Source organism: Tardiphaga robiniae, from assembly GCF_013359755.1.
Classification (GTDB): domain Bacteria; phylum Pseudomonadota; class Alphaproteobacteria; order Rhizobiales; family Xanthobacteraceae; genus Tardiphaga; species Tardiphaga robiniae.
The window spans coordinates 21,381-44,778 of the sequence record NZ_JABMCJ010000086.1; the positions used below are offsets into that span (position 1 = coordinate 21,381).

At 62.5% G+C, this 23,398-nt stretch carries 20 protein-coding genes; 8 read left to right on the forward strand and 12 right to left on the reverse strand.

Translation table 11 applies throughout. The features are described 5' to 3' along the window. The first annotated feature begins 78 nt into the window (after positions 1–78). The 3 genes from HP556_RS17460 to HP556_RS17470 all read left to right on the forward strand — a co-directional run bounded on the left by HP556_RS17460 (position 79) and on the right by HP556_RS17470 (position 3,041). Positions 79–825, forward strand: coding sequence for a helix-turn-helix domain-containing protein (locus HP556_RS17460; protein WP_175367909.1), 747 nt, complete (start codon positions 79–81; stop codon positions 823–825). Positions 826–939: 114 nt separating this feature from the next. Continuing rightward, positions 940–1,848 carry a PhzF family phenazine biosynthesis protein gene (locus HP556_RS17465; RefSeq protein ID WP_210269226.1) on the forward strand — a complete coding sequence of 303 codons (909 nt, stop codon included), beginning with the start codon at positions 940–942 and terminating at the stop codon, positions 1,846–1,848. After that, entirely contained in the window at positions 1,845–3,041 is a 1,197-nt protein-coding gene (locus HP556_RS17470; RefSeq protein WP_175367910.1) for a serine hydrolase domain-containing protein, read from the forward strand. The genes HP556_RS17465 and HP556_RS17470 overlap by 4 nt, the downstream gene beginning before the upstream one ends. Before the next feature lie 67 nt (positions 3,042–3,108). On the opposite strand, the gene catC is transcribed toward HP556_RS17470, so the two are convergent. The 4 genes from catC to HP556_RS17490 form a co-directional block, all read right to left on the reverse strand. Then, complete coding sequence (catC, locus tag HP556_RS17475; protein WP_093756482.1) at positions 3,109–3,399, reverse strand: muconolactone Delta-isomerase; 291 nt, start codon at positions 3,397–3,399, stop codon at positions 3,109–3,111. A gap of 3 nt (positions 3,400–3,402) precedes the next feature. Continuing rightward, positions 3,403–4,578 carry a muconate/chloromuconate family cycloisomerase gene (locus tag HP556_RS17480; protein ID WP_175367911.1) on the reverse strand — a complete coding sequence of 392 codons (1,176 nt, stop codon included), beginning with the start codon at positions 4,576–4,578 and terminating at the stop codon, positions 3,403–3,405. A 91-nt stretch (positions 4,579–4,669) separates the two neighbouring features. After that, positions 4,670–5,875 carry an ABC transporter substrate-binding protein gene (locus HP556_RS17485; RefSeq protein ID WP_175367912.1) on the reverse strand — a complete coding sequence of 402 codons (1,206 nt, stop codon included), beginning with the start codon at positions 5,873–5,875 and terminating at the stop codon, positions 4,670–4,672. Positions 5,876–5,966: 91 nt separating this feature from the next. Then, entirely contained in the window at positions 5,967–6,965 is a 999-nt protein-coding gene (locus HP556_RS17490; protein ID WP_175367913.1) for a Bug family tripartite tricarboxylate transporter substrate binding protein, read from the reverse strand. Positions 6,966–7,111: 146 nt separating this feature from the next. On the opposite strand from HP556_RS17490, the gene HP556_RS17495 reads away from it, so the two are divergent. Next, complete coding sequence (locus tag HP556_RS17495) at positions 7,112–8,008, forward strand: LysR substrate-binding domain-containing protein (protein WP_175367914.1); 897 nt, start codon at positions 7,112–7,114, stop codon at positions 8,006–8,008. A gap of 110 nt (positions 8,009–8,118) precedes the next feature. On the opposite strand, the gene HP556_RS17500 is transcribed toward HP556_RS17495, so the two are convergent. From HP556_RS17500 to purC, 7 genes are all read right to left on the reverse strand, one after another. Continuing rightward, on the reverse strand, positions 8,119–9,663 hold the full coding sequence (locus tag HP556_RS17500) for a L,D-transpeptidase (protein ID WP_175367915.1): 1,545 nt from the start codon (positions 9,661–9,663) through the stop codon (positions 8,119–8,121). A gap of 224 nt (positions 9,664–9,887) precedes the next feature. Beyond that, positions 9,888–11,342 (reverse strand): GntP family permease, encoded by a 1,455-nt coding sequence (locus HP556_RS17505; protein ID WP_175367916.1) that lies wholly within the window; start codon positions 11,340–11,342, stop codon positions 9,888–9,890. 4 nt (positions 11,343–11,346) lie between these two features. Next, entirely contained in the window at positions 11,347–12,366 is a 1,020-nt protein-coding gene (locus tag HP556_RS17510) for a patatin-like phospholipase family protein (RefSeq protein WP_175367965.1), read from the reverse strand. A 335-nt stretch (positions 12,367–12,701) separates the two neighbouring features. Beyond that, positions 12,702–13,661, reverse strand: coding sequence for a tripartite tricarboxylate transporter substrate-binding protein (locus tag HP556_RS17515; RefSeq protein WP_420878679.1), 960 nt, complete (start codon positions 13,659–13,661; stop codon positions 12,702–12,704). 8 nt (positions 13,662–13,669) lie between these two features. Next, positions 13,670–14,371 carry a phosphoribosylformylglycinamidine synthase subunit PurQ gene (gene purQ, locus HP556_RS17520; RefSeq protein ID WP_175367917.1) on the reverse strand — a complete coding sequence of 234 codons (702 nt, stop codon included), beginning with the start codon at positions 14,369–14,371 and terminating at the stop codon, positions 13,670–13,672. A 14-nt stretch (positions 14,372–14,385) separates the two neighbouring features. Then, the gene (gene purS / locus HP556_RS17525) at positions 14,386–14,625 is read right to left on the reverse strand and encodes a phosphoribosylformylglycinamidine synthase subunit PurS (protein ID WP_116664401.1); all 240 of its coding nucleotides are present in this window, start codon (positions 14,623–14,625) and stop codon (positions 14,386–14,388) included. A gap of 10 nt (positions 14,626–14,635) precedes the next feature. Beyond that, positions 14,636–15,403: a phosphoribosylaminoimidazolesuccinocarboxamide synthase gene (purC, locus tag HP556_RS17530; RefSeq protein ID WP_170849540.1), complete on the reverse strand. Its 768-nt coding sequence runs from the start codon at positions 15,401–15,403 to the stop codon at positions 14,636–14,638. 347 nt (positions 15,404–15,750) lie between these two features. Between purC and HP556_RS17535 the strand changes: the two genes are divergently transcribed. From HP556_RS17535 to HP556_RS17545, 3 genes are all read left to right on the forward strand, one after another. Next, complete coding sequence (locus HP556_RS17535) at positions 15,751–16,074, forward strand: DUF1476 domain-containing protein (protein ID WP_175367918.1); 324 nt, start codon at positions 15,751–15,753, stop codon at positions 16,072–16,074. A gap of 505 nt (positions 16,075–16,579) precedes the next feature. Further along, complete coding sequence (locus HP556_RS17540; protein ID WP_175367967.1) at positions 16,580–18,811, forward strand: TonB-dependent siderophore receptor; 2,232 nt, start codon at positions 16,580–16,582, stop codon at positions 18,809–18,811. Positions 18,812–18,813: 2 nt separating this feature from the next. Beyond that, positions 18,814–19,839 carry an extracellular solute-binding protein gene (locus HP556_RS17545; RefSeq protein WP_175367919.1) on the forward strand — a complete coding sequence of 342 codons (1,026 nt, stop codon included), beginning with the start codon at positions 18,814–18,816 and terminating at the stop codon, positions 19,837–19,839. 220 nt (positions 19,840–20,059) lie between these two features. Here HP556_RS17545 and HP556_RS17550 read toward each other — a convergent pair whose 3' ends face one another. Beyond that, positions 20,060–21,082, reverse strand: a complete 1,023-nt coding sequence (locus tag HP556_RS17550) for an LLM class flavin-dependent oxidoreductase (RefSeq protein WP_175367920.1) — start codon at positions 21,080–21,082, stop codon at positions 20,060–20,062. A gap of 272 nt (positions 21,083–21,354) precedes the next feature. On the opposite strand from HP556_RS17550, the gene HP556_RS17555 reads away from it, so the two are divergent. After that, positions 21,355–23,379 carry a phospholipase D-like domain-containing protein gene (locus HP556_RS17555; protein WP_175367921.1) on the forward strand — a complete coding sequence of 675 codons (2,025 nt, stop codon included), beginning with the start codon at positions 21,355–21,357 and terminating at the stop codon, positions 23,377–23,379. The last annotated feature ends 19 nt before the right edge of the window (positions 23,380–23,398 follow it).

The following is a 23,398-nucleotide window of genomic DNA, read 5'->3' on the forward strand; positions in this document are numbered from 1 at the left end:
ATCGCGGCGGACGACGAGCATGCGGCTGTCGCCGGCCGCGGCGATTACGCCATGCCGTGGCACTGGCATGATTGCCTGATGTTCATCCTGCCGAGCCGCGGGACGATCGAGCTGAAGCACGAAGCCGGACGCGAAGGCACATGGCTGTCGCAGGACCGGTTCGCGATCGTTCCGCCGAACCAGGCACATGAGACGCGCGCGGGGATCGGCGCACACAGCCACGTCGCCATCTACGCAACTGGCTCGGTCCTGGAGCGCCTCGAAAGAGAGAACGGCTCGCTGAGCGAATTCCGCAGACGAACCACCACGACCCGGCTGTTTCGCCGGTCAGACAGACTGCGCGCCCTGCAGGCGCTGCTGGTCGGGGATGGCAGGCACGCCTATGGCAATGCCCATGTCCGGCACGGACTGTCCTCTGCCCTGCTCGTTCAGTGCATCGCCGAGGCTCTGACCGGTGATGCCGTATCCAGTGCCTCGCATCGCGAACACGGCATGACATTGGTCGCGGAGCTGAGGGACTATCTCACCCTTCATGCCGACCGGGATGTTCCGCTCGACGCCCTGGAAGAACGGTTCGGCGTTTCGCGGCGTCACATCACCCGACTGTTCCGCGCGGGGACCGGCGCGTCGATCGGCGAATTCCAGCAACGGATCCGCCTCGATAATGCAAGCGAGCTGTTGAAGGCAACCGATCTCCCGATCGGCGAGATCGCGCTCCGTGTCGGCTTCGACAGCGGTGCGGCGCTCGCCCATGCGATGCGCCGGGCAGACGGCCAATCGCCAAGCGAAATCCGCAAGCGCATGGCCCGGCAGATCAAAATCTAGGGCCCGCTGGAACGCGCGTCGCAGCAACACCCCCCGTAGCTTCGCACCGGTGAATTCCGTGCAGCGCTGGCTGACGTGCAGTGCGAACGCGCGAGGCTGCTAGAGGGTGCAAACATGATGACGACATCTCCCGAACCGCAGGTTCGATTTGTCAGTGTCTTTGCGGCAGGACCGCAGGGCGGCAATCCCGCCCCGATCGTGGTCGACGCTGCCGGCATGAGTGATGCAGAGATGCAGCAGGTGGCGCGCGCCTACGGGCACGAGAGCGGGTTTGTATTGCCGCCGCCGCCGGGCTCCAACTGCGATTTCGAACTTCGCTTCTGGGTGCCCAATCATGAGATGTCCATGTGCGGACACGCCACCGTCGGCGCGACGTGGCTGATTCAACGGCTCGGCCGGCTGCAGCGCGATCGGATCACGATCCTGACGAAGAGTGGCCGCGTCCATGCGCGGATCGGCCAATCAGACGAACAGGATATTTCGGTCGAGGTCTCACAGCCTGCGGGTGTTATCGAGCCGCTTCCCGATACGCCCCGAAGCGTCGATGACATTCTCGACGTCCTCGGGATCGGTGCCGACGGCCTCGCGCCCTTCCCGATCCAGAATGCACGCACCAGCCGGATCAAGACCCTCATTCCGTTGAAGAGTGTGTCCATCCTTGATGACCTGAAGCCTGACTTCTCGAGGATGGAGCGCCTGTGCAATGGCATCGACTCCACCGGTCTCTATCCCTATGCCGTGTCCGACCGGGACGCTCAGATCATTGACGCACGGCAGTTTCCGAGCTCTTCGGGCTACCCGGAAGATGCGGCAACAGGCATTGCAGCCTCCGCCTTGTCCTTCGGTCTCCTCGCGAACCGGATGGTGGATGCGTCGGAGCGCCAGATCACCATTCGCCAGGGACGCGCCATGAATCGCCCCTCCGCAATCAAGGTGCGCTTCAGCTTCGATGACGGCGATCTCAACGGCTGCTGGCTCGGCGGCGTCGTTCAGCCGACCGAATGCGAGAAGATTGCGTCATGACGGGCAAAGGACAGCCCTCGGCGTTCGAAGCCGACTATGGCTTTGCGCGAAGCGACGTTCGTCTCGATAACTGGCGGCAGGCGCCCTGGAATGTCTGGGCATTCCGTCACGTGTCCGAACTCATTCCGACGGCACGCATCGCAGCGACGCCGGGACTGATCGAGGATCCGTCCGTCGACGCCGGAGATCTCATCAAGCAGGCTTTTTCCACCGATGGAGAAACCGCGACGATCGAAGACGTTCTACGCAGCACTTCGACCGATGCCCTCATCGTGATGAAATCCGGCCGTGTCGTTGCAGATTACCATGCGCCGAATTTCACGGCGCAATCGCGGCACATTCTGTTCTCCGCGAGCAAGTCGGTGACATCAATCGTCGCGGGAATTTTATACAGCGACGGCCTGATCGATTTTGACGAGACGGTCTCGCACTACGTTCCGGAACTCAAATCCTCCGCCTATTCGGACGCGAGCCTGCGCGATGTCCTCGACATGCGGGTGAGCCTGGATTTCGAGGAAACCTATCAGGATCCGCGCGGTGATTTCGCGAGGTATCGTCGCGCCGGCCTGCTCGAACCCTCCAAGGCCGGAGACACCCCTGACTCTCTCATCGCCTTCCTCGCTACGCTGCAAAAGGGCGCCGGCGATCACGGAGGTCCCTTTCACTACTGCTCACCGAATTCCGACGTGCTGGGTCTGGTGATCGAGCGCGCCTCGGGCCAGCGCTTCGCCGACTTTGCCGCCGCGCGTTTGTGGCAGCCGCTCGGCGCGCGGCAGGATGCCTATATCACCGTCGATGCGATCGGCAGCGCCCGGACCGGCGGCGGCTTCTGCATGACACCGCGCGACCTCGCCCGTATCGGCGAGATGATGCGACTGGGCGGCGTCGCTAACGGCCGCCGGATTGTCTCGCAGGATTGGGTGTCGGATACGATCGCGAACGGCTCTGCCGAGGCCTGGCGCGCGGGCAAGTTCGTCGAATGGCTGCCTGAAGGTCGCTATCGCAACAAATGGTACCAGATCGGCAACGCAAGCGGCGCGTTCTTCGCGCTCGGCATTCACGGGCAATATCTCTATGTGAATCCGCGCGCCGAAATGGTCGTGGCAAAATTCTCGTCCCAGCTGGAGCCGGTGGACAACGACTTGAAACGGCTCAACCTCGCACTGTTCGATACGCTTGCGAGATTGTGCTGATGAAGCCGTGTGAGCCGTCCATCGCCGCAATGTTGGGATTTGTCGCTGGCGGAGACCGGCTTCGCGCCTAGCTGTCGTCCGAGCGAACGGACGACGGATGCCGGCACAAGGGTGTCACGCTGACGCGCATGAAGGGGAAGAGCGGCAATGTCGACAGAATGTCGTGCAGCGCCTCATTGCTCGCCACATCGAAAATACTGACATTGGCGTAACGTCCGGCGACCCGCCAGAGATGACGCCACTCGCCTGTCTTCTGCAGCTCCTGCGCGCGTTCACGCTCGGTCTTTTTCAGTTGCTCGACCACCTCGGGGGCGAGACCCGGCGGGATCTGCACGTCCATTTCCACCTGAAAAAGCATCTATCAAACTCCTGTGGTTGTGCCAGCCGGTTGAATGCGCGGCGCGTAACCATCGCGGCGGAAGAATGCGACGCGGTCCATGTCCAGTTCGACACCAATGCCGGGCGCCGGCGGCACCTGCAACACGAAGTCGCCATAGCGGAGCGGCGTCGCTAGGATTTCCTCGGTCAGAAGCAGCGGGCCGAACAATTCGGTGCCCCATGCGAGCTTCGGCAGCACGGAGAAAACCTGAGCCGACGCCGCGGTGCCGACACCGCCTTCCAGCATGGTGCCGCCATACAGGCCGATGCCTGCAGCGTCGCCGATCGCAGCCATCTTCACGGCATCGTACAGACCACCTGCCTGGTTGATCTTCAGAGCGAACACGTCAGCAGCGCCCCGCGAAGCAACATCGAAAGCATCGGTCGTGCCATGCAGTGCCTCATCCGCCATGATGGGGACGGCATAGCGACCGCTGAGGCGGGCCTGTGCCCCGCGATTGTCACGCGACAAAGGCTGCTCGATGAGGTCCACGCCGGCCGCCTCTAAGGCGGGAATGCCGCGGCGTGCGTCGGGCTCGCTCCAGGCCTGGTTGACGTCGACCCGCACGCTGGCGCGATCTCCGAGGGCGCGCTTGATGGCCGCCACATGCGCCACGTCGTCGTCCACGGACCGCAGGCCGATCTTGAGCTTGAAAATATTATGCCGGCGCGCGTCGAGCATCCGCTCGGCTTCCTCGATGTCGCGTATGGTGTCGCCGCTGGCCAGCGTCCAGGCCACCGGCAACGTGTCGTGCTGGCGTCCGCCGAGCAGCTCCGACACTGGCAGGCCCAGGCGCTTGCCGAGCGCGTCCAGCAGCGCCGTCTCCACTGCGCATTTGGCGAAGCGGTTGCCCTTCACCCGTCGCTTCACGTCGGCCATGAGCGCGGCGACGCGTGACGCATCCATGCCGATGATGGCCGGAGCGATATAGGTATCCACGGTCAGCTTGATGCCCTCGGGACTCTCCTCGCCGTAGCTAAGGCCGCCGATGGTCGTGCCCTCGCCGATTCCGATCGTTCCGTCGGAGCAGCGGATGATGACCAGGACCAGGGTCTGGCTGTTCATCGTATGCATCGACAACCGATGGGGGCGGATCGTCGGCACATCGACCAGGATGGTCTCGACCTGGTCGACGCGGACTGCCACGCTGGTGCTCATGAGGGGCATCTTCCTGTTGTCCATGGATGGGGCCTTGAACGGATCGCCGCTACCTTCCCGGCGACCCGTCGCTTTGCCATCTGCCGCTGCGCTACTTCTTGATGAGCGGGCAGCGTGACGCCGATAGCGGCTGGAACGCGTCGTCGCCGGAGACGGTCGCCAGCAGCTTGTAGTCATCCCAGCGCGCCTTCGATTCCGACGGCTTTTTCACTTCGAACAGGTACATGTCGTGCACCATGCGGCCGTCCTCGCGAATCCGGCCGTTCTTGGCGAACATGTCGTTGATCGGCGTGTCCTTCATGACCTTCATCACGGCCGCTGAATCGGTGGTGCCTGCCTTCTTCACCGCGTTCAGGTAGGTCGTGACGGAGGAATAGACGCCGGCCTGCGCCGACGTCGGCGCGCGCTTGGTCCGCTCCATGAAACGCTTCGCGAATGCGCGCGTTTCATCGTTGAGATCCCAATAGAACGCCTCCGCCAGCAACAGGCCCTGCGCGGTCTCAAGCCCGACGCTGTCGATGTCGGAAATGAAGGCCAGCAAGGGCGACAGCTTCTGCCCGGACTGGGTCAGGCCGAACTCGGCGGCCTGTTTGATCGCATTGATGGTATCGCCGCCCGCATTGGCGAGACCGATCACGCTGGCCTTGGTGCTCTGCGCCTGGAGCAAGAACGACGAAAAATCCGAGGTGTTGATCGGGTGCTTCACATTGCCGACAACCTTGCCGCCTGCCTTGGTGACGACGTTCGAGGTGTCGCGCTCCAGTTCCTGGCCGAACGCGTAGTCGGCCGTGAGGAAGAACCAGCTATTGAGGCCGCGCTTCACCGTGGCGAGACCGGTGACGCTGGCCAGTGCGTAGGTGTCATAGGTGTAGTGGACGATGTAGGGACCGCACGCCTCGTTGGTCAGCCTGACCGCGCCCGGACCATTGAACATGATGATCTTGCCGCGCGTCCTGGCCATTTCCGCCGCAGCCAGCGCCGTGGCGGAGCCAGCCACATCGACGATGGCCTCGACACCCTGGTTGTCGAACATCTCACGGGTGAAGTTCGCAGCCAGGTCGGGCTTGTTGAGATGGTCGGCGACCACGATCTGGACCTTGCGCCCGAGAACCTCGCCGCCGAAATCCTCAACGGCCATCTTGGCTGCAGTCTCGCTGCCTGGCCCGGTAATGTCGGCAAACAGGCCGGACATATCGAGGACGGCCCCCAGCTTCAGCGGCCCGGTGTTCTGCGCCATGGCAACCGAGGTGGCGACGAGCATGACGGATGCCGTCAGGCCTGAAAGTAGCTTCTTCACATCATTCTCCATCAGCGCTCTCATCCTGAGCGCGCGTCTCTTGCTTGATATTCGTCAGTGATTGATCGCCGTATGTGTCAGGCGTCTGTCGTCACTGGCTGCCGCGAATGCCTGCCGTCTCGACGATCTGCTTCCACTTGGCGCTTTCCTGCGCCAGATGCGCAGCAAGTTCCTGGGGCGACGACGCGATGACGCGCCCGCTGACATCGGCGAAACGCTTCTGCACATCCGGATCCGCCAGAACCTTGCGGATATCGCCGCTGATGCGCTCCGCCAGCGCCGGCGGCATCTGGCCCGGACCAAAAATGGCCCACCAGTTGGCGAGCTCGAAGCCCGGCAGCCCGGATTCGCTGATCGTCGGCACGTCAGGCAGTGCGGCGATGCGCTCCCTCGTGGTGACGGCAATGGCGCGGAGGCTGCCGCCCTGCACCTGCGGAAGCGCCGTCGAGGCGTTGTCGAACATCAGGTCGATCCGGCCGGCCATCAGATCTGTCAGGGCCGGCGACGAGCCACGATAGGGAACGTGGGTCATCTCGACCTTGGCCTGCTGCCGGAACACTTCCGCCGCCAGATGCAGAGAGGAACCGACGCCGGCAGAGCCATAGGTGGCGCCGCCCGATGCCGCCTTTTCTTTCGCAAAGGCGATCAGATCCTTGATGTTCTTGATCGGCGATGAGGGCGGCACAAGCACCACATTCGGCGTCTCGAGCGCCAGCGTCAGCGGTGTCAGATCCTTCACAGGATCGTACGGCATCGACTTGAAAAGCCAGGGATTGACGGCCACGGCGATCGACGCGAGCACCAGCGTGTAACCATCGGGAGCGCTCTTGGCGGCAGCGTTGATGCCGATATTCGATCCGGCCCCGCCCCTGTTTTCGACGACGACCTGTTGGCCCCAGATCTGGCTCAGCTTTTCCGCGATCGTGCGGCCGATGATGTCGGCGGCACCGCCGGCCGCGAAGGGAACGATCAACTGGACTGGCTTGGTCGGATACTCCTGCGCCGTCGCACGGTTTGCGCCCAGGGCGATACAGCAAGCCGCCACCGCGGCGTGGGTCGCCCGGGCAAATAAGGTGCGTCGTGACAGCATGAAAAGAGCCTCCCAGTCGGTTCTTATGTTTCGACGGCCGCACAAAAGCGTGCCGGCCAGGTCCGATATTGACAAACACTGGCACGAGACGCGTGATAGGCCAACACAGTCAAAACTATAGATGTGATAGAAGATTGTAATCGGCTATGGATCCCAGACGTCTCGGCTATTTTCTGGCAATCGCGACCCACAAGCGCATGGCGAAGGCTGCGGAAGCCCTCGGCGTCGCCCAGCCAACGCTGTCGCAGCAGATCCGCGCCCTCGAACAGGACCTCGGCACCGTTCTGTTCAACCGGACGCCCCAAGGCATGCAACTGACCGAGACAGGACATGCACTGCGCGAACACGCACAACGTCTGATGGTTCAGACCGAAGCGGCGCGCACGGCAATCGCCGAGCTGGAGGGCGGCATGGCCGGCACGCTTCGTGTCGGCGTCATCTACACCTACAGCACGACATTCCTGCCGAAGATCATCGGCAGCTTCGGCGAGAAATATCCCGAGGTTCGGCTCAGCGTGGAGGTCGGCTCCGCAAACGATGTCGAGCGACACATCCTGTCCGGAGATCTCGATCTCGCGATTGCTTTCGCGCCGCCCCAGCACGCGGAATTGGGCGTCGACCTGTTGTTCGAGGAGCGGCTCGTCCTGGTGCTTGCGAAGTCGCAAAATCAATCACGACAACAGTCGATCACGCTGCAGGCGCTCGCCCAACGTCCGTTAGCACTTTTGACCCCCGCCTTTGCGACCCGCCGCATTCTCGACCAGTCACTACCGCCCGATATACAGCTCGATGTGCGCGTCGAGATGAACTCGGTCGAGGCCCTGATCGAACTCGCGAAATCGGGAGGGCTGCCGACGGTTCTTGCTGACCGAAGCCTGAACGCCCGAAAGGACCTCGCGATCATTCCGATCGGGCCTCCGTGGATACGCCGCTCCGGAGCCTTGCTGTGGGATGCCCATCGCTACCAGACAGCGGCCGCGCGCGCTTTCATGGCGATCGCCCGCAAGACGACCAAAAGCGCACAAACCATTCGCGCGTCATAGCGAACAATCGTGGACGTCGGCATTACGCGAGGAGCGCTGGTTGATAGCGACGCGCGCGTCGATGCGATCAGGCTGCTCAGCTTCCCAAGCGAGCAATGGCCAGGCGCGACCTACCACCAGCCGGTTTGCGGCTGGCGCTGATACGGCGCGACCCTGCGGCGAGCCTGCACGGGCGCGGGGTCCGCATTCCAGCGCTGGAAGAACGAGCCAAAGCCATCGCCATCCGCATCGTCGCTGCTCGCCATGAGATCGGCAGGTGGCGTCGGCTTGCGCGTAATGAAACCACCCTGAGGCTGATTACTCAGCACTGCGACGAATTCGGTGCGATAGTTGGTCTCGGTGCTGAGCGGCTCGTCGGAGATCACAATCGACGAGCGTGGCAATGCGGTCGCTCCGATCCGGTCGAGCACTTCCTGTGGAATGGTGATGCGGTCGAGGGCGGCCTTCGCGCTATCGCCTTCGTCGATCGTGACGGCGCTCCAGCGCAGGCCTGCGTCGTTCCGCGCCATTGCCGTAAACACATGCGTGCCGATCGGCTTGCCGGGGTCGCGGATGGTGATGGGAACTTCGATGCTTGAATCGAACACCTCGCCGCCGCCGTCCGGTGCCGGCTTGTGCGTATTGCGCCGAACGTAAAGCATCTGCGTCTCGCGGCTGATATAGATCGAGACCGGCTCAAGCGCGAGTTTCGCATCGCTCGCTGCCTTGGCGGTGGCGACCTTTTTGGTCTCCGCGGCCTTGGCGGCATCCTTCGCAGCGGCCGCGGCATCAATCTTCGACGCCGTATCGGCCTTTGCGGTTTCGAATTGCGCCCCGAGCTCCGCGGCCCTGGCGGCAGCCTTCTGCTTTGCGTCCTCAGCCCGCGCCTTGGCCTCATCGGTCTTTGCCACAACGACGGCCTTGTCGGCAGATACGAGCTCGACATCGGCGCGCGCCTTCAGCGATTGCAGCTTGCGCAGGGCCCCCGGCAGCGGCTTCGCCTCGCGCGCAGAAGTCGCTGCGAGTTTCTTCGTCGCGTCCGCGGCAGCAGCGGCCTCCGCAGCCTCGCGGGCGAGCACCTCGACACGGCCCGGAGCAGCGGCGATGGCTTCCGCTTTCGGCATCAGAAGCGCCGGATGGGAAAACTCGACGGGCGCCGCGTCATTCGGCGAGATGATCACCCGCATTCCGATCCGCGTCTTGTCGAACAACCTGTCCGCGAAGCCGTATGGCATCCGCACACAGCCATGCGACGCGGCATAGCCGGGCAACGGCCCGCCATGCAGTGCGACACCGTTCCAGGTGATCCGCTGCATGTTCGGCATCGCGGCATCGTCATACATGTTGGAGCGATGGTCCTTGTTCTTCTCGAGAACCGCAAAGACGCCTGCCGGCGTCTCGCGGCCGGACACCCCGGTCGAGACCGGTGCGCGCGTGATCCATCCATCGGCGTCGTAGAATGTGACCTGCTGGCTCTTGATCGACACGATCGCCATCATCGGCTCGCCTGCTTCGCGCGGGGCGGTCGCCTCGACGACGCGGGCGGGACGCGCCTGCTTTGCGGCGGCTCCGGCCGCCGGAGCGGCCACCGCAACCATTGCTGCCAACACCACGACGGGAGATATCCAGTGCCGCATCCCGACGTTGGGTTGCGCCGTCGCCAATCGATTTGCCATTCAGTGCCCCGGTCAAATGCCTTCCGATCGCGAATCGTACAGGCGTTTGATTGCGATTGTATCAATTCGCCGCCGCTTCGCTTGCCCGATGTCTCGTTGACGCGGCGAGCGCGGCGAAAGTTCATTCGTAGCCGACAAACGGCGCCGGACAAAGGTGGCTCACTGCCACACCCGGCACGTGGTCGACTGCGAAATCTGGACAAAACGGCGGTTGGGGCCGGAGTTCAAAATGAGCCCAGTGCGGAGCCCATGGCAATCACGGCGGCAAGAGCGACAACCGAGCTCACGATGCCGACCATCACAATGTCGAGATAACTTTGGCGATGCGTCAGGCCGCAGATCGCGAGCAGGCTGACGACCGCACCATTGTGAGGGAGAATGTCCAGGGTGCCGGAGCCGATCACAGCTACCCGGTGTAGCAACCCGGGATCGATCCCCTCCCGCGTAGCAACGTCCATATAGGTCTGACCGAGTGCATCCAGCGCGATTGTCAGTCCGCCGGATGCCGAACCTGTCAACGCGGCGAGCAGATTTGTGGAAACGGCCAACGACACCAGCGGGCCTCCTTTAATGCCCAGCGCCCAGTCCCGCACCATGTCAAATGCAGGCAGCGCTGCGATGACAGCGCCAAAGCCAACGAGGCTCGCGACAGTCAGCGCTGGCAGCACGGATGCATTGGCCCCGGCATCCATCGTTTGCCGCAGTGCAGGCAATCGCCTCCAGTTGCAGATGACGACTGTCGCGGTCGCTCCTGCGAGCGCGACGACAACGGACCACACGCCGGCAACGGCAGGTAGAGACGTGCTGCCCCAGCGCTGCTCGGCCAGGAAGGAGACATCAAGCCGGGGCAGAACAACGAGCGACATCACGAGATTGACGACGACAACGACAACCAGGGGAAGAACGGCATTGACGATAGGCACCTCCGCTTCGCTGCGATGCCCATGGGATATTTCGGCCGGGTCGAATTCGCGCGCCGTCGTAGCACGCCCGCGCAAGCGCTCGTCATCGGCAGCGGCGCTGGTCGCGATCGACAACTCTTCGCCATAACCTTCATTCGCTTGTCGTGCCGCCTTCTCGGCGCGGAGCAACCACCACAGTCCAATACCCAGCATGATCAATGACGCGATCACGCCGAGGCCCGGCGCCGCGAAGGGCGTGGTGCCAAAGAAGGGCATGGGTATCGCATTCTGAATCGATGGTGTGCCCGGCAAGGCTGACATGGTGAAAGTGGACGTTCCAAGAATGACCGTCGCGGGCACGAGGCGGCGCGGAATCCCCGCCGCGCGAAACAGCGACTGGGCCATCGGAACGATCACAAAAAATGCGACGAAAAGGCTGACGCCGCCATAGGTGACCAGTGCCCCCGAGAGCACCACGGCGAGGATGACCCGGCGCTCGCCAAGGCGGCGGGTGATGAAGTTCGCGACCGCAGTGACCGCGCCGCTGTCGTCCATCAGCTTCCCGAATACGGCGCCGAGCAGAAAGATGGGAAAGAACTGAGCGAGAAACTGGGCTGCGCTGCCCATGAAGGTCTGCGTCCAATTGGCAAGCAATGGCTCTCTGCCGAAAGCCGCCGCAACCAGCGCGGAGAGCGGAGCAAGCAGCAGAACACTCCAGCCCCGGAAAGCCAGCCAGATGAGAAGACCAAGCCCGACGAGAATGCCGAGAAGCCCCATGACGTCAGCACTCCGCCAACAGGATGTCGAGATCGGCCGTCGAACGCTCGCCAAGATCGGTGCCATGCGCGTCGAGAAAATCACCGGCCGCTTGCCGCCCCTCGTCGCGCAGCTTGGATACGAAGGCCCATTCGGCGTTGAGCTTGGATGACGCGGCAAAAGTCGCGAGCAGATCGCTCTTGATCCGGTGCGTCTTCATGTGAGCCCAACGGGCGCCTTCCCCGGTGCCGGGATCCACCACCTGACGAAGCAGCGCAATCATCCGCAGCTCCTTTGCCAGCGGCGAGTTGAATGAAATTTCATTGAGACGGTTGAGAATGTCCGCAGCCGTGCGCGGCTCCTCCAGTCGCTCGGTCGGATTGATCTGCACGACGATAGTGTCCTGCGCATCTGTCTCGCGAACAAGCGGCGTGATCGTGGGGTTGCCCGCGTAGCCCCCATCCCAATAGGCTTCGCCTTCAATCTCGATCGCGCGGAACATCGTTGGCAGGCATGCCGACGCAAGCAACACATCCGCGGTGATCTCGGCGTTACGGAAAATTCGCCCGCGACCTGTCCGTACCCGCGTGGCCGTTACGAAGAGTTTGATCGGTGCACCGGCGAGACGCTCGAAATCAATGCTCTCGGCCAGTATTTCGCGCAGCGGATTGTAACCGAGCGGATTGAGATCATAAGGCGACAGAACGCGCGACATCAGATCGGCGAAGAGATAGGCCGGAGAAGTGTCGAGCGACCAGCGTCCCATGAGGCGATCGAGGGGGGAGCGTTGAAACGGACTGAAGGCCGCCGCACGCGAGACGCGCCGCCAGTATTTGTCCAGAGCCTCGCGTGCTCCGTCGGCACCGCCGGCAGTCCAACCGTCTGCCAGAACGGCAGCATTCATCGCTCCTGCCGATGTTCCGGATATGCCGGCAATTTGTAGCCACGGCTCCTCAACCAGCCGATCGAGGACACCCCACGTGAATGCGCCATGGGAGCCTCCGCCCTGGAGCGCCAAATCCACGAGTACCTGCCTTCGGTTCATCATGCAGCTTCTCCAACTGCCGAGAGACACGCTGGTAGCCAACCGTCGAGCACTTCAGAAACCACGCACCGAATAGGCGTGGCCATCATAGACTTGGAAAGTCTGCTTCAGGTCGCTTTCGACCGAGCCCTGCGACCTCTGCGTGCTATTTGATGCCCACCTCGCGCCAAAAGCAACCTGCCGGGGCCTGGCCAGAAACATCGTGCTGGACCCGACAATCGCACGCGGCGACCTGCAGAAGGACAAATACCAGGCCGACGCTCCGTGAATGAGGCAATGGGCGGCGCTGAAAATTTGAGCCGTACCGAGATGGCACAGCTTCGAGCAAGGGATGATTACGGCGTCAGGAGCTTGTTGTATTTCGCCACATCGCGCGTCACCAATTGCTGCAGCACCTCCGGTGCATGCTCGTTGGCGTCGGGCGCCACGGTCGACAGATCCTGGAAACGCTTTTTCACCAGATCGCTTTCAACCGACGAGCGAGCAGCAGCGTTCAGCTTGGCGATGATCTCAGGCGGCGTGCCCTTCGGCGCGAACAGGCCATTCCAGCCCTGCGCCTCGAAGTCGGGCAGCCCTGCTTCTGCCGAGGTCGGCAAATCAGGCAGCGTCGCCAGCCGTACCGTCGAGCCGACTACGATGCCCTTCACCAGCTTGTCGTCGATGGCCTGCGAGACGGAGGCTGCAGAATCGCAGACGCCGTCGATCTGCCCGCCGATGGCATCGGTGAGCGCGGGCGCCGCGCCGCGATAGCCAACCAGCGTGACGTCGATGCCGGCGGCCTGCACGAAGCTCTTGCAGATCAGGTAATTCGAGGAGCCGATCCCGGCATGGCCGAGATTGACCTTGCCGGGATTGGCTTTGGCATAGGCGATGAAGCCCTTGAGATCACTGGCCGGGAAATCCTTGCGCAGCGCCACGACGCCGAAGGTCTTGGCCACCATGCCGATGGAGGCAAAGGAGTCCGGCGTGAAGGACAGTTTCGGATAGATCGTGTAGGTCGCCGCACTGGTGCCGGCATTGCCGATGGCGATGGTGTAGCCATCGGGCGCAGACCGCGCGGCCCGGGCCAGCGCCGTGGAGCCACCGGCGCCGACGACATTCTCGATGATGATGGTCTGGCCCAGCGTCGCCGCCATCTGCTCGGCCACCGCACGCGCGATGACGTCCGACGTACCGCCGGCCGCGAAAGGCACGATCATGGTGATGGGGCGCTTGGGATAATCATCGGCGGATGCCGAGACGCACGTCACCAGCACGAGCGCAAGCGTTGCGGCGAGCTTCGACAGCCGCGCCACAGCGACGATCACGCAGCGCGCTCCAGATGCTCGACAAGACCAGCAAACAGACCGCGGCCGTCGGTGCAGCCCATGATGTCTTCGACGTGATTTTCCGGATGCGGCATCATGCCGAGCACGTTGCCCTTCTCGCTGACGATTCCGGCAATCGACGCAGCAGCGCCGTTGATGTTGTGCAGATCACCAACCTCGCCCGTCGGCGAACAATAGCGATACAGCACGCGGCCATCGCCTTCGAGGCGCTTCAGCGTTTCGGCATCGGCGGTGTAGTTACCCTCGCCGTGTGCGATCGGCACGCGGATCACCTGACGGGCATTGTAGCCGCGGGTAAACGCCGTGTCGGAACGCTCGACGCGCAGATGCACGTCGTGGCAGAGGAATTTCAGCTTGGCATTGCGCATCAGGATGCCCGGCAGCAGGCCAGACTCGCACAGGATCTGGAAGCCGTTGCAGACGCCCATCACCAGGCCACCGTCAGCCGCGAACGCCCGCACCGCATCCATCACCGGAGAGCGCGCTGCAATGGCGCCGCAGCGCAGGTAGTCACCATAGGAGAAGCCGCCGGGGACGACGACGAGATCGGTGCCCTTGGGCAGCGCGGTCTCGGCGTGCCAGACCATCGTGGACTCCTGCCCCGATGCCAGCTTGAGCGCCCGCGCCATGTCGCGCTCGCGGTTGATTCCGGGGAAGACGAGAACGGCGGATTTCATAGCGATAACCTGGCTCAGAGCACTTCGACGCGATAGTTTTCGATCACCGTATTCGCCAGCAGCTTGTCCGCTGCCGCCTTCAGCGCCTCTTCGGCTTTCGCCTTGTCGGCGCCGGCGAGTTCGATGTCGAACACCTTGCCCTGCCGCACAGAGGCAATGCCATTGACGCCGAGCGACTTCAGCGCGCCTTCGATGGCCTTGCCCTGCGGGTCAAGGATGCCGTTTTTTAGGGTAACAGTTACGCGGGCTTTCACGTCTTGATCCTCAGCTCTTGACCAGTACCGGGCCGGTGCCCATCGGGCGTTCGTTTTCGGAGAGAATGCCGAGACGCTTGGCGACCTCGGTATAGGCCTCCAGCACGCCCCCGAGATCCCTGCGGAAACGATCCTTGTCCAGCTTCTCGTTCGACTTGATATCCCACAGCCGGCATGAGTCGGGCGAGATCTCGTCGGCGACGATGATGCGCATCATGTCGTTTTCGAACAGGCGGCCGCATTCCATCTTGAAATCGACGAGGCGGATGCCGATGCCGAGGAAAAGACCGGTGAGGAAGTCGTTGACGCGGATGGCGAGCGCCATGATGTCATCGATTTCCTGCGGGGTGGCCCAGCCGAACGCCGTGATGTGCTCTTCCGAGACCATCGGGTCGTTGAGCTGGTCGTTCTTGTAATAGAACTCGATGATCGAGCGGGGCAGCTGGGTGCCTTCCTCGATGCCGAGGCGCTGCGACAGCGAGCCCGCCGCCACGTTACGGACCACCACTTCCAGCGGCACGATCTCGACTTCGCGAATCAGCTGCTCGCGCATGTTGAGTCGGCGGATGAAATGGGTCGGCACGCCGATGTCGTTCAGATGCTGGAACAGGTATTCCGAAATCCGGTTATTGAGGACGCCCTTGCCCTCGATCACCTGGTGTTTCTTGGCATTGAACGCGGTCGCGTCGTCCTTGAAGTGCTGAATCAGGGTACCGGGCTCCGGGCCTTCATACAGGACCTTGCCCTTGCCTTCATAAATGCGACGTCGACGGCTCATGGGGATGTACCGGGTGTTGTTGAAATCCATGGATGTGGTGTGCTCCGAATAACGGGATCGACCCACGACGGAGCTGCCGTGAAGGCCAGGAACGGGAAGAAACAGAACGAGAACCGGGCCTGCAGGCAACCTACCCGATCGGCCCTGCCAGTACAATCGACCCGGCCCGCCCAGTGGGGGTTTACCCCAACCTCGCGCAAGCCTGGTCCGATAAGCCTCGCCCGATACCGTCTTGCCTGCGACCTTGCGGCCGATTGTTCCAACGGTATCTCGACCTTATTTAAGCTCCGAACCGGCGTTTACAACGTCGTCCTGACCGCCCAACAACCCCGACGGGAACTTTAACCATGTCATCATTCGACAAGCGCGGCGAAGCCTTCGAGAACAAGTATGCGCTCGATGAAAGCCAGAAGTTCAAGGCCGAGGCCCGCCGCAACAAGCTGCTGGGCCTGTGGGTCGCCGAGCAGCTCGGCAAGTCCGGCGACGAGGCCGCCGCCTATGCCAAGGAAGTCGTCGCAGCTGATTTCGAGGAAGCCGGCGACGGCGACGTGGTGCGCAAGGTGCTCGCCGATCTCACCGCCAAGGGCGTCGCGATCACCGAGCCGCAGCTGCGCGTGAAGATGGATCAGCTGACCGCTGAGGCCGTCGCGCAGGTGAAGGCGGGTATCTGAGGTCAACAGCTTCGAGTTGCAGCGAGACATCTCGCTGCAACTCACAACGTTTCCATAGAGAGCCGCGCATCGTATGATGGCGCGGCTCTTGTCTTTTGAAACGTTCCAGACTCGCAGGGTCTCGCTGAAGCTTCCGAATTGCGATCTGCAAATTCTGAAACGGAGTCGCACAGCGTGCCGATGGCGGCTCGCAGGCGCGTGCTACAAATTGCTCAAAATGCACGTTGATTGTTCAATCGTGTCGCGGCTCACCTTGCGACTGCATCACCGAAGACACACAGGCTCGCGAATCTCGTCGCTTTAGAGCGATTCAACCTCCCATTCGAAGTTTTCATTCAAAGCTACTGCTAGATCGCCTGCGCATGTTTCTCAAACGCGAAGGCGACACAAAGTGACGACGGACAACCATTGCAATCTCGACAGCAACGCACGCAGCATCTTCAGGGTGCGCCGCGCGTATTGGTTGATCGGCGCGACGTTCCTGCTGGGCGATCTCTCCACCGATATGTCGGTCGCCAACGCACAATCGAGCACAGCACTGCCGCCTGTCACCGTCGAGTCGCCCACCGAAGCACGCCGGCCCGCACGTGCTGCGAGCACCACGCCGAGCCGGGCGCGCACTGCCGCCGCCCGCCGCAATGCCACGCCGCCGCCCGCCCCGCCGACACCGACCGAGCGCACGATCGCCGCTGCTGCCGCCAAATATGAACAGATCCTCGGCTATCGCGCTATGCCGAGTGGGACCACGCTGCGGTCAGGCCAGCCGCCGCTCAACACGGCTCAGACCGTCAATGTCGTTCCCGAGCAGGTGATCAAGGATCAGTTGCCGCGCAACATCGACGACGCGCTCTCCAATATCAGCGGCGTCACCCAGACCAATACGCTGGCCGGTACGCTCGACGCCGTCATTCGCCGCGGCTTCGGCGACAACCGTGACGGCTCGATCATGCGCAACGGCCTGCCGCTGGTGCAGGGCCGCAGCTTCAATCCCGCTGTCGAAAGCGTCGAAGTGCTGAAAGGACCGGCCTCGCTGCTCTATGGCATTGTGGACCCCGGCGGCATCGTCAACACGATCAGCAAGCGGCCCGACCTCTATCAGCACGGCTCGGTCACATTGCTCGGCTCGACCTATGGCAACTCGAAGAACGGCATCGACGGTACCTTCGACATCACCGGTCCGATCGGCAATGACGGTCTCGCCTATCGTTTCATCGCCTATGGCACGAACGAGGATTACTGGCGCAATTTCGGCACCCGCAAGGACACGCTGATTGCGCCATCGCTGTCCTGGTATGGTGACGATACCACGGTGCATTTGAACTACGAGCACCGCGACTTCTCCTATCCGTTCGATCGCGGCACATCGCTCGACAGCCGCACCAATACGCCACTTGCTATTCCGCGCGAACGCCGTCTCGACGAACCCTACAACAACATGTGGGGCACCACGGATCTGATGCAGGCCTCGGTGGATCACCGCATCAACGAGAACTGGAAGCTCTACGCCGCCTACAGCTTCAACACCGAAACCTTCAGCGCGAACCAGCTCCGCATTGTCACCGTTAATCCGGTGTCCGGCCTCATCACCCGCAGCAATGACGGCACGCGCAATTCGTTCAGCAATGTAAGCGCCGGCACCTCCTACATGCAGGGCACGGTCTGGACCGGCGGCTTCCGCAACGATGTGGTGTTCGGCGGCGACGCCCAATATCGGACCATCTGGCGACAGGACCTGATCCGGCAGGCCACGCCGAACGTGTTCAACATGTACAATCCAGTCTATGGCCTGCTGTCGCCCGGCACGACGGTGCTCGCGACCGACAGCGACCAGACCGACGCGCTGTCGACGCGCGCACTCTTCCTCCAGGATACGTTCTATCTGACCAACCAGCTTCTACTGGTCGGCGGCGTGCGCTGGATGGAATTCGAGCAGTTGGCCGGGCGCGGACGTAATCCTTTCATCACCAACACCAATCTCGCCGGCGACAAGGTGCTGCCGATCGGCGGTGTGATCTACAAGTTCACCGACGAGGTCTCCTGGTATCTCAGCTACACGGAGTCGCTGAAGCCGACTGCAACAATCAACTTGTTCACCGGCGCTCCCGTTGGTTTCATAGTCGACTCCAACATCCAGCCTGAGGAAGGCGTGCAGTGGGAAACCGGCATCAAGTTCGACATCAACAAGCGGCTGTCGGGCAATGTCGCATTCTACGACATCGACAAGAAGAATGTGCTCGTGTCGATTCCTATCAGCGGCGGCGTGAGTCAGGTGCGCGCGGCCGGCAAGGTGCGCTCACGCGGCTTCGAGGTCGATATCACCGGGCGCCTGACCGACAATATCAGCATGATCGGCAGCTATGGCTATACCGATGCCCGCGTCACCGACGACCCCACGTTGATCGGCAAGGCGCTGCAGAACGTCGCACTCAATACAGCCTCGCTGTTCATGGTCTATGACTTCGGCACCATGCTGCCCGGCCGCCTGCGCATCGGCGGCGGTGCGCGCTATGTCAGCGACCGCCCTGGCGATGCCAACAATAGTTTCTACCTGCCGTCCTATGTGGTCGCCGATACGTTCGCGAGTTATGAGGTCAAGCAGATGGGATTCCCGGTGATCTATCAGTTCAACGTGAAGAACCTCTTCGACCAAACCTACTATCCCTCGGCGGTCAATAACCTGAACGTTGCGATCGGCGACGCCCGTCGCTTCTCGCTGGCAGCGACGGTGAAGTTCTGAGGATGACCAAATCACGTCACGCCACCGCAGGACTGATTGCGTTGGCAGCGACGTGGCTGAGCTTCGGCACGGCCCCAAGCCACGCCGAAGAGATCAATCTCTATTCGACGCGCGAACCGCAACTCGTCGAACCGGTGATCGCATCCTTCACGGCGACGACCGGGATCACGGTCAGGCTCACTTATATCGAGGACAATCTCGTCACGCGCATGAAGGCCGAGGGCGACGCCTCCCCCGCCGACGTGCTGATGACCATCGGTCTCGACAAGACATCGCAATTCGCCGCGAATGATCTGTCGCAACCGACCACGTCTCCCCTGCTCGACAGGACAATCCCGCCGCAGCTGCGCGGCAAGGAGTGGATCACTTTGTCGGTGCGCCCGCGCGTGGTGGTGATGCGCAATGATTCCACACAAGGTGCGATCCGCTATGAGGATCTCGCCGATCCCCGCTTTCGCGGCCAGCTCTGCATCCGCTCGCCCTTGCATCAGAACAATGTCGCACTGATTGCGGCCTACCTCGTGCATCATGGTGCGGACACCACCGAATCCTGGCTGCGCGGCATCAAGGCCAATCTGGCCCATGCGCCGGAAGGCAAGGACAACGACGTCATTCGCCAGCTTGCGGAAGGCCGCTGCAGCATCGGCATCGCCAATACCGTAGCATTGGCGCAGCTGCGCGACGGCCGCGAAGGCGCGGAGTGGACGGCCTGGGCGAACAAGGTGAAGACGGTGCCGACGACATTCGCGGGCGGCGGCACGCATGTGAACCTCACCGGCGCGGCGCTGGCGAAACACGCGCCGCATCGCGCCGCCGCGCTGAAGTTCCTGGAATTTCTGGTGACACCGGCCGCGCAGAAAATCTACGCCGCGGCCGAACTGGAATATCCGGTCACATCAGATGCCGAGAGCGCGCCGCTGGTGGCGGCGATAGGAGCGTTTCCGAGCGATACGCTTGATATCGATGCGATCGCTGCGAACCAGAAGGCGGCGATTGCGCTGATCAGGAAAGTTGGGTTTGAGAAATAGGCGTGCATGATGCGCCACCTCCGCCCACGCGTCATTCCGGGGCGCGTGCGTCTTCGCACGCGAACCTCAGCCACTCCACTTGGAGTAGCGGGGAATCCCGGCATGGCGGTCACCTCTCCGCCGCCCGGAATGTCGAGATGATGAACACGCGGGGATTCCGGGTTCGTGCTTGGCCGGCTTCGCCGGCAACGCACGCCCCGGAATGACGACGTGTGGTTAGCTACCGCCAGCCCATACCGGGCGCGACGTGTTTCAATATCGCCTCGATCACATGGGCGTTGTAATCGACGCCCAGCTGATTTGGCACCGTCAGCAGCAGCGTATCCGCTTCCGCGATCGCCTCATCGCCCTTCAGCTGCTTGATCAGCGCATCCGGCTCTGCTGCAAAGCTGCGGCCGAAGATGGCGCGCTCGGTGCCGTGCAGGTAGCCGACCTTGTCCTCGCCCTCGTTGCCCCGGCCGAAATAAGCGCGGTCGCGGTCGTCCACCAGCGCGAAGATGCTGCGGCTCACTGACACGCGCGGGTCGCGCGTGTGCCCCGCGGCCTTCCAGGCGTCGCGATAGAGCCGGATCTGCTCGGCCTGCTGCACGTGAAACGGCTTGCCCGACTCGTCGATCTTCAGCGTCGATGACTGCAGGTTCATGCCCTGCTTCGCCGCCCATTCCGCCGTCGCATTGGTGGAGGCGCCCCACCAGATGCGTTCGCGCAGGCCTTCGCTATGCGGCTCGAGCCGCAGCAGGCCGGGCGGGTTCGGAAACATCGGATTGGGATTCGGCTGCGCAAAGCCCTTGCCCTGCAGCACATCGAGAAACACCTCGGTATGCCGCCGCGCCATGTCGGCGTCGGTCTGGCCCTCAGGGGGCGCGTAGCCGAAATAGCGATAGCCGTCGATCACCTGCTCCGGCGAACCGCGGGATATGCCGAGCTGCAGCCGCCCGCTTGCGATGAGATCGGCGCTCCCGGCGTCCTCCGCCATATAGAGCGGGTTCTCGTAGCGCATGTCGATCACGGCGGTGCCGATCTCGATCTTCTTGGTGCGCGCGCCGACCGCCGCCAGTAGCGGAAACGGTGCGGCGAGCTGACGCGCGAAATGATGCACCCGGAAATAGGCGCCGTCGGCGCCGAGCTCCTCGGCGGCAACGGCGAGATCGATGGATTGCAGCAGCGCATCGCCCGCCGAGCGCGTCTGCGATGAGGCCGAAGGGGTCCAGTGGCCGAAGGAAAGAAAGCCGATGTTCTTCATGGGACGGGTACTCAGGGTGGGTTTGCTGACCACCTATTTAGGCGTGAATGGGAGCAAGAAAAGGGAAACGATGGAAACGCATCGTTTCCGGTGAGGCGATCATTTTCGTGGACTGCAGATCCGTGTCCACTTTCGCGCACCCCGGCACGACGTCACACAACCCCTCGCCCGCACCCCTTAAGCGTGCATCCTGTCACAAATCTTCTATAGGTTGACCAAAATACGGCGTTGGGCGAGCATCAGCGTCACGTCGAAAAACGGGGGGACAGGCCATGCGCGTTACGACGTCTGCCGGAGCTTTCGAAGCGAGCGCGATCTCGGGCACGCGCGCCATCATGATCGCCCTCAATTGCGATGAGGCCGCGTGCAAGGGGCTGCTGGGATTTGCGTTCCAGCGCGCCAAGGGCGCCGGCAGACCGGAATTCCTGCGCTCGCTGAAAGTGTTCGAAGAGGTCGAGCCGAACCCCGATACCGAGCACGGCGAGTATTTCACCGACAAATTTCCGATCCAGAGTTTCCTCTGGAGCGACTACACCGCGGAGCCCGGCACGACCTATCACTTCGAGGTCATCCCCGTATTTGGCGATCCGACCGCGCCCGAACTGCGCGACGCCGAGAAGCTCGCCTTCACCGTCACGACGGAGAAGGAGGACGATGGTCAACACGGCATCTGGTTCAACCGCGGCGCCATCGCCAGCCAGGCCTATGCGCGCAAGTTCAAGAACCACAAGCCGACCGAAGCGGAGATGGACAATCCGAAGGACAAGCACACGGTCTGGCTCTCGCGCGGCCTGCTGGAGGCCTGCCTGGACTATATCGACACGACGAAGAAGAGCGAGGCACTGCGCGCCTGTATCTACGAATTCACTTACGCGCCCATCATCGAGGCGTTGAAGACCAAGATCGATGGCGGCTTCGACGTCCGGCTGATCGTGCATGACGACAAGAAGGGCAAGAACCGCAAGGCGATGAAGGCCGCCGGCCTCGACGTCAAGGCAGAGCACAACGGCGAGCCGGTGGTGATCTGGCGCACGCGGCCGCCGATCCCGCACAACAAGTTCATCATCAAGCTCGACGGCGACGCACCGCAAGAAGTGTGGACCGGCTCCACCAACATCACGCCGTCCGGATTCCTCGGCCAATCGAATGTCGGCCACCTCGTCCATGACAGCGACGTTGCCGAACAATACCTGAAATACTGGACGATCCTGAGCGACAACCCAACCGGCAAGCCGGCGAAGGAAGGCGTTGCGGAGATTTCGCCCTACCCGCCCGCCCTCGTGAAGCCGGGATCGCAGACCTGCATCTTCTCGCCGCGCCAGACGGCGTCGATGCTGAACTGGTATGCCGACCGGATGAGCGACGCCACGTCGTCGATCATGTTCACGGCCGCGTTCAACGTCGCCGCCGATTTCATCGAGCCGCTGGCGCGCGACCGCGACTTCCTGCGCTTCGTGCTCAAGGAGAAGCCGCCCACCGCCGACGAGCGCAAGGCGCTCAAGGGCGACCGCGACCTGCAGATTTCGTTCGGCGCCGTGCTGGGCGCCGAGTTCAAGGTGGTCGACGGCAAGCTGGTCGCCAAGCGCAAGGTGAAGGAATTTCCGCTGGACCGCTGGTTTCTCAAGGAAGAGCTCACCCGCGACGAAGGCAATATCTTCTTCGTTCACACCAAATATCTGCTGATCGATCCCCTCAGCGACGATCCCCTGATCTGCACCGGCTCGGCGAATTTCTCGGAGGGGTCGCTGACCACCAACGACGAAAACATGATCCTGATCCGCGGCTCGACCCGCGTGGCCGACATCTACATGACCGAGTTCGACCGGCTGTTCCGGCATTTCTATTTCCGCGATGTCGCCAATGACGTGGCCAGCAAGCGCAAGAAAGGCGAGAAGCCGGAAAAGGTGTTCCTCGATCCGGACGACCGATGGACGGAGAGCTACTTCAAGCCCGGCGGATTCAAGTCGCGGCGCCGCGAGATGTTCTTCACGATCCCGGCGTCCAACTGGACCGTCAATGCCGCAACCCATAGCGATGACGAACCGGTGCGTCCGCCGAAAAAGAAGAAGGCAGCGAAGGCTGTAGCGAAGAAGGCCAAGGCAAAGACAGCCAAGAAGAAAACAACCAAGAAGACGGCAAAGGCCGCGACAGCCAAAAAGGCAAAAGCCAAGACAACCAAATCCAAGAAGGTCGCGAAGGCCAAGGTCAAAAAAGCCAAGACCAAAACGACCAAGGCGAAGAAAGCCAAGACCAAGACGTCAAAGGCCAAGAAATCAAAAACCAAGTCGAAACGCTGAGTACGACACCACGCCGGGC

Bases quoted from the DNA above. Each gene is read 5' to 3' on its own strand.
- HP556_RS17460 (WP_175367909.1), top strand. From the start codon at position 79: ATGTTCATCCTGCCGAGCCGCGGGACGATCGAGCTGAAGCACGAAGCC.
- HP556_RS17465 (WP_210269226.1), top strand. From the start codon at position 940: ATGATGACGACATCTCCCGAACCGCAGGTTCGATTTGTCAGTGTCTTT.
- HP556_RS17470 (WP_175367910.1), top strand. From the start codon at position 1,845: ATGACGGGCAAAGGACAGCCCTCGGCGTTCGAAGCCGACTATGGCTTT.
- catC (WP_093756482.1), bottom strand. From the start codon at position 3,399: ATGCTTTTTCAGGTGGAAATGGACGTGCAGATCCCGCCGGGTCTCGCC.
- HP556_RS17480 (WP_175367911.1), bottom strand. From the start codon at position 4,578: ATGAGCACCAGCGTGGCAGTCCGCGTCGACCAGGTCGAGACCATCCTG.
- HP556_RS17490 (WP_175367913.1), bottom strand. From the start codon at position 6,965: ATGCTGTCACGACGCACCTTATTTGCCCGGGCGACCCACGCCGCGGTG.
- HP556_RS17495 (WP_175367914.1), top strand. From the start codon at position 7,112: ATGGATCCCAGACGTCTCGGCTATTTTCTGGCAATCGCGACCCACAAG.
- HP556_RS17500 (WP_175367915.1), bottom strand. From the start codon at position 9,663: ATGGCAAATCGATTGGCGACGGCGCAACCCAACGTCGGGATGCGGCAC.
- HP556_RS17505 (WP_175367916.1), bottom strand. From the start codon at position 11,342: ATGGGGCTTCTCGGCATTCTCGTCGGGCTTGGTCTTCTCATCTGGCTG.
- HP556_RS17510 (WP_175367965.1), bottom strand. From the start codon at position 12,366: ATGAACCGAAGGCAGGTACTCGTGGATTTGGCGCTCCAGGGCGGAGGC.
- purQ (WP_175367917.1), bottom strand. From the start codon at position 14,371: ATGAAATCCGCCGTTCTCGTCTTCCCCGGAATCAACCGCGAGCGCGAC.
- purC (WP_170849540.1), bottom strand. From the start codon at position 15,403: ATGAGCCGTCGACGTCGCATTTATGAAGGCAAGGGCAAGGTCCTGTAT.
- HP556_RS17535 (WP_175367918.1), top strand. From the start codon at position 15,751: ATGTCATCATTCGACAAGCGCGGCGAAGCCTTCGAGAACAAGTATGCG.
- HP556_RS17540 (WP_175367967.1), top strand. From the start codon at position 16,580: ATGTCGGTCGCCAACGCACAATCGAGCACAGCACTGCCGCCTGTCACC.
- HP556_RS17545 (WP_175367919.1), top strand. From the start codon at position 18,814: ATGACCAAATCACGTCACGCCACCGCAGGACTGATTGCGTTGGCAGCG.
- HP556_RS17550 (WP_175367920.1), bottom strand. From the start codon at position 21,082: ATGAAGAACATCGGCTTTCTTTCCTTCGGCCACTGGACCCCTTCGGCC.
- HP556_RS17555 (WP_175367921.1), top strand. From the start codon at position 21,355: ATGCGCGTTACGACGTCTGCCGGAGCTTTCGAAGCGAGCGCGATCTCG.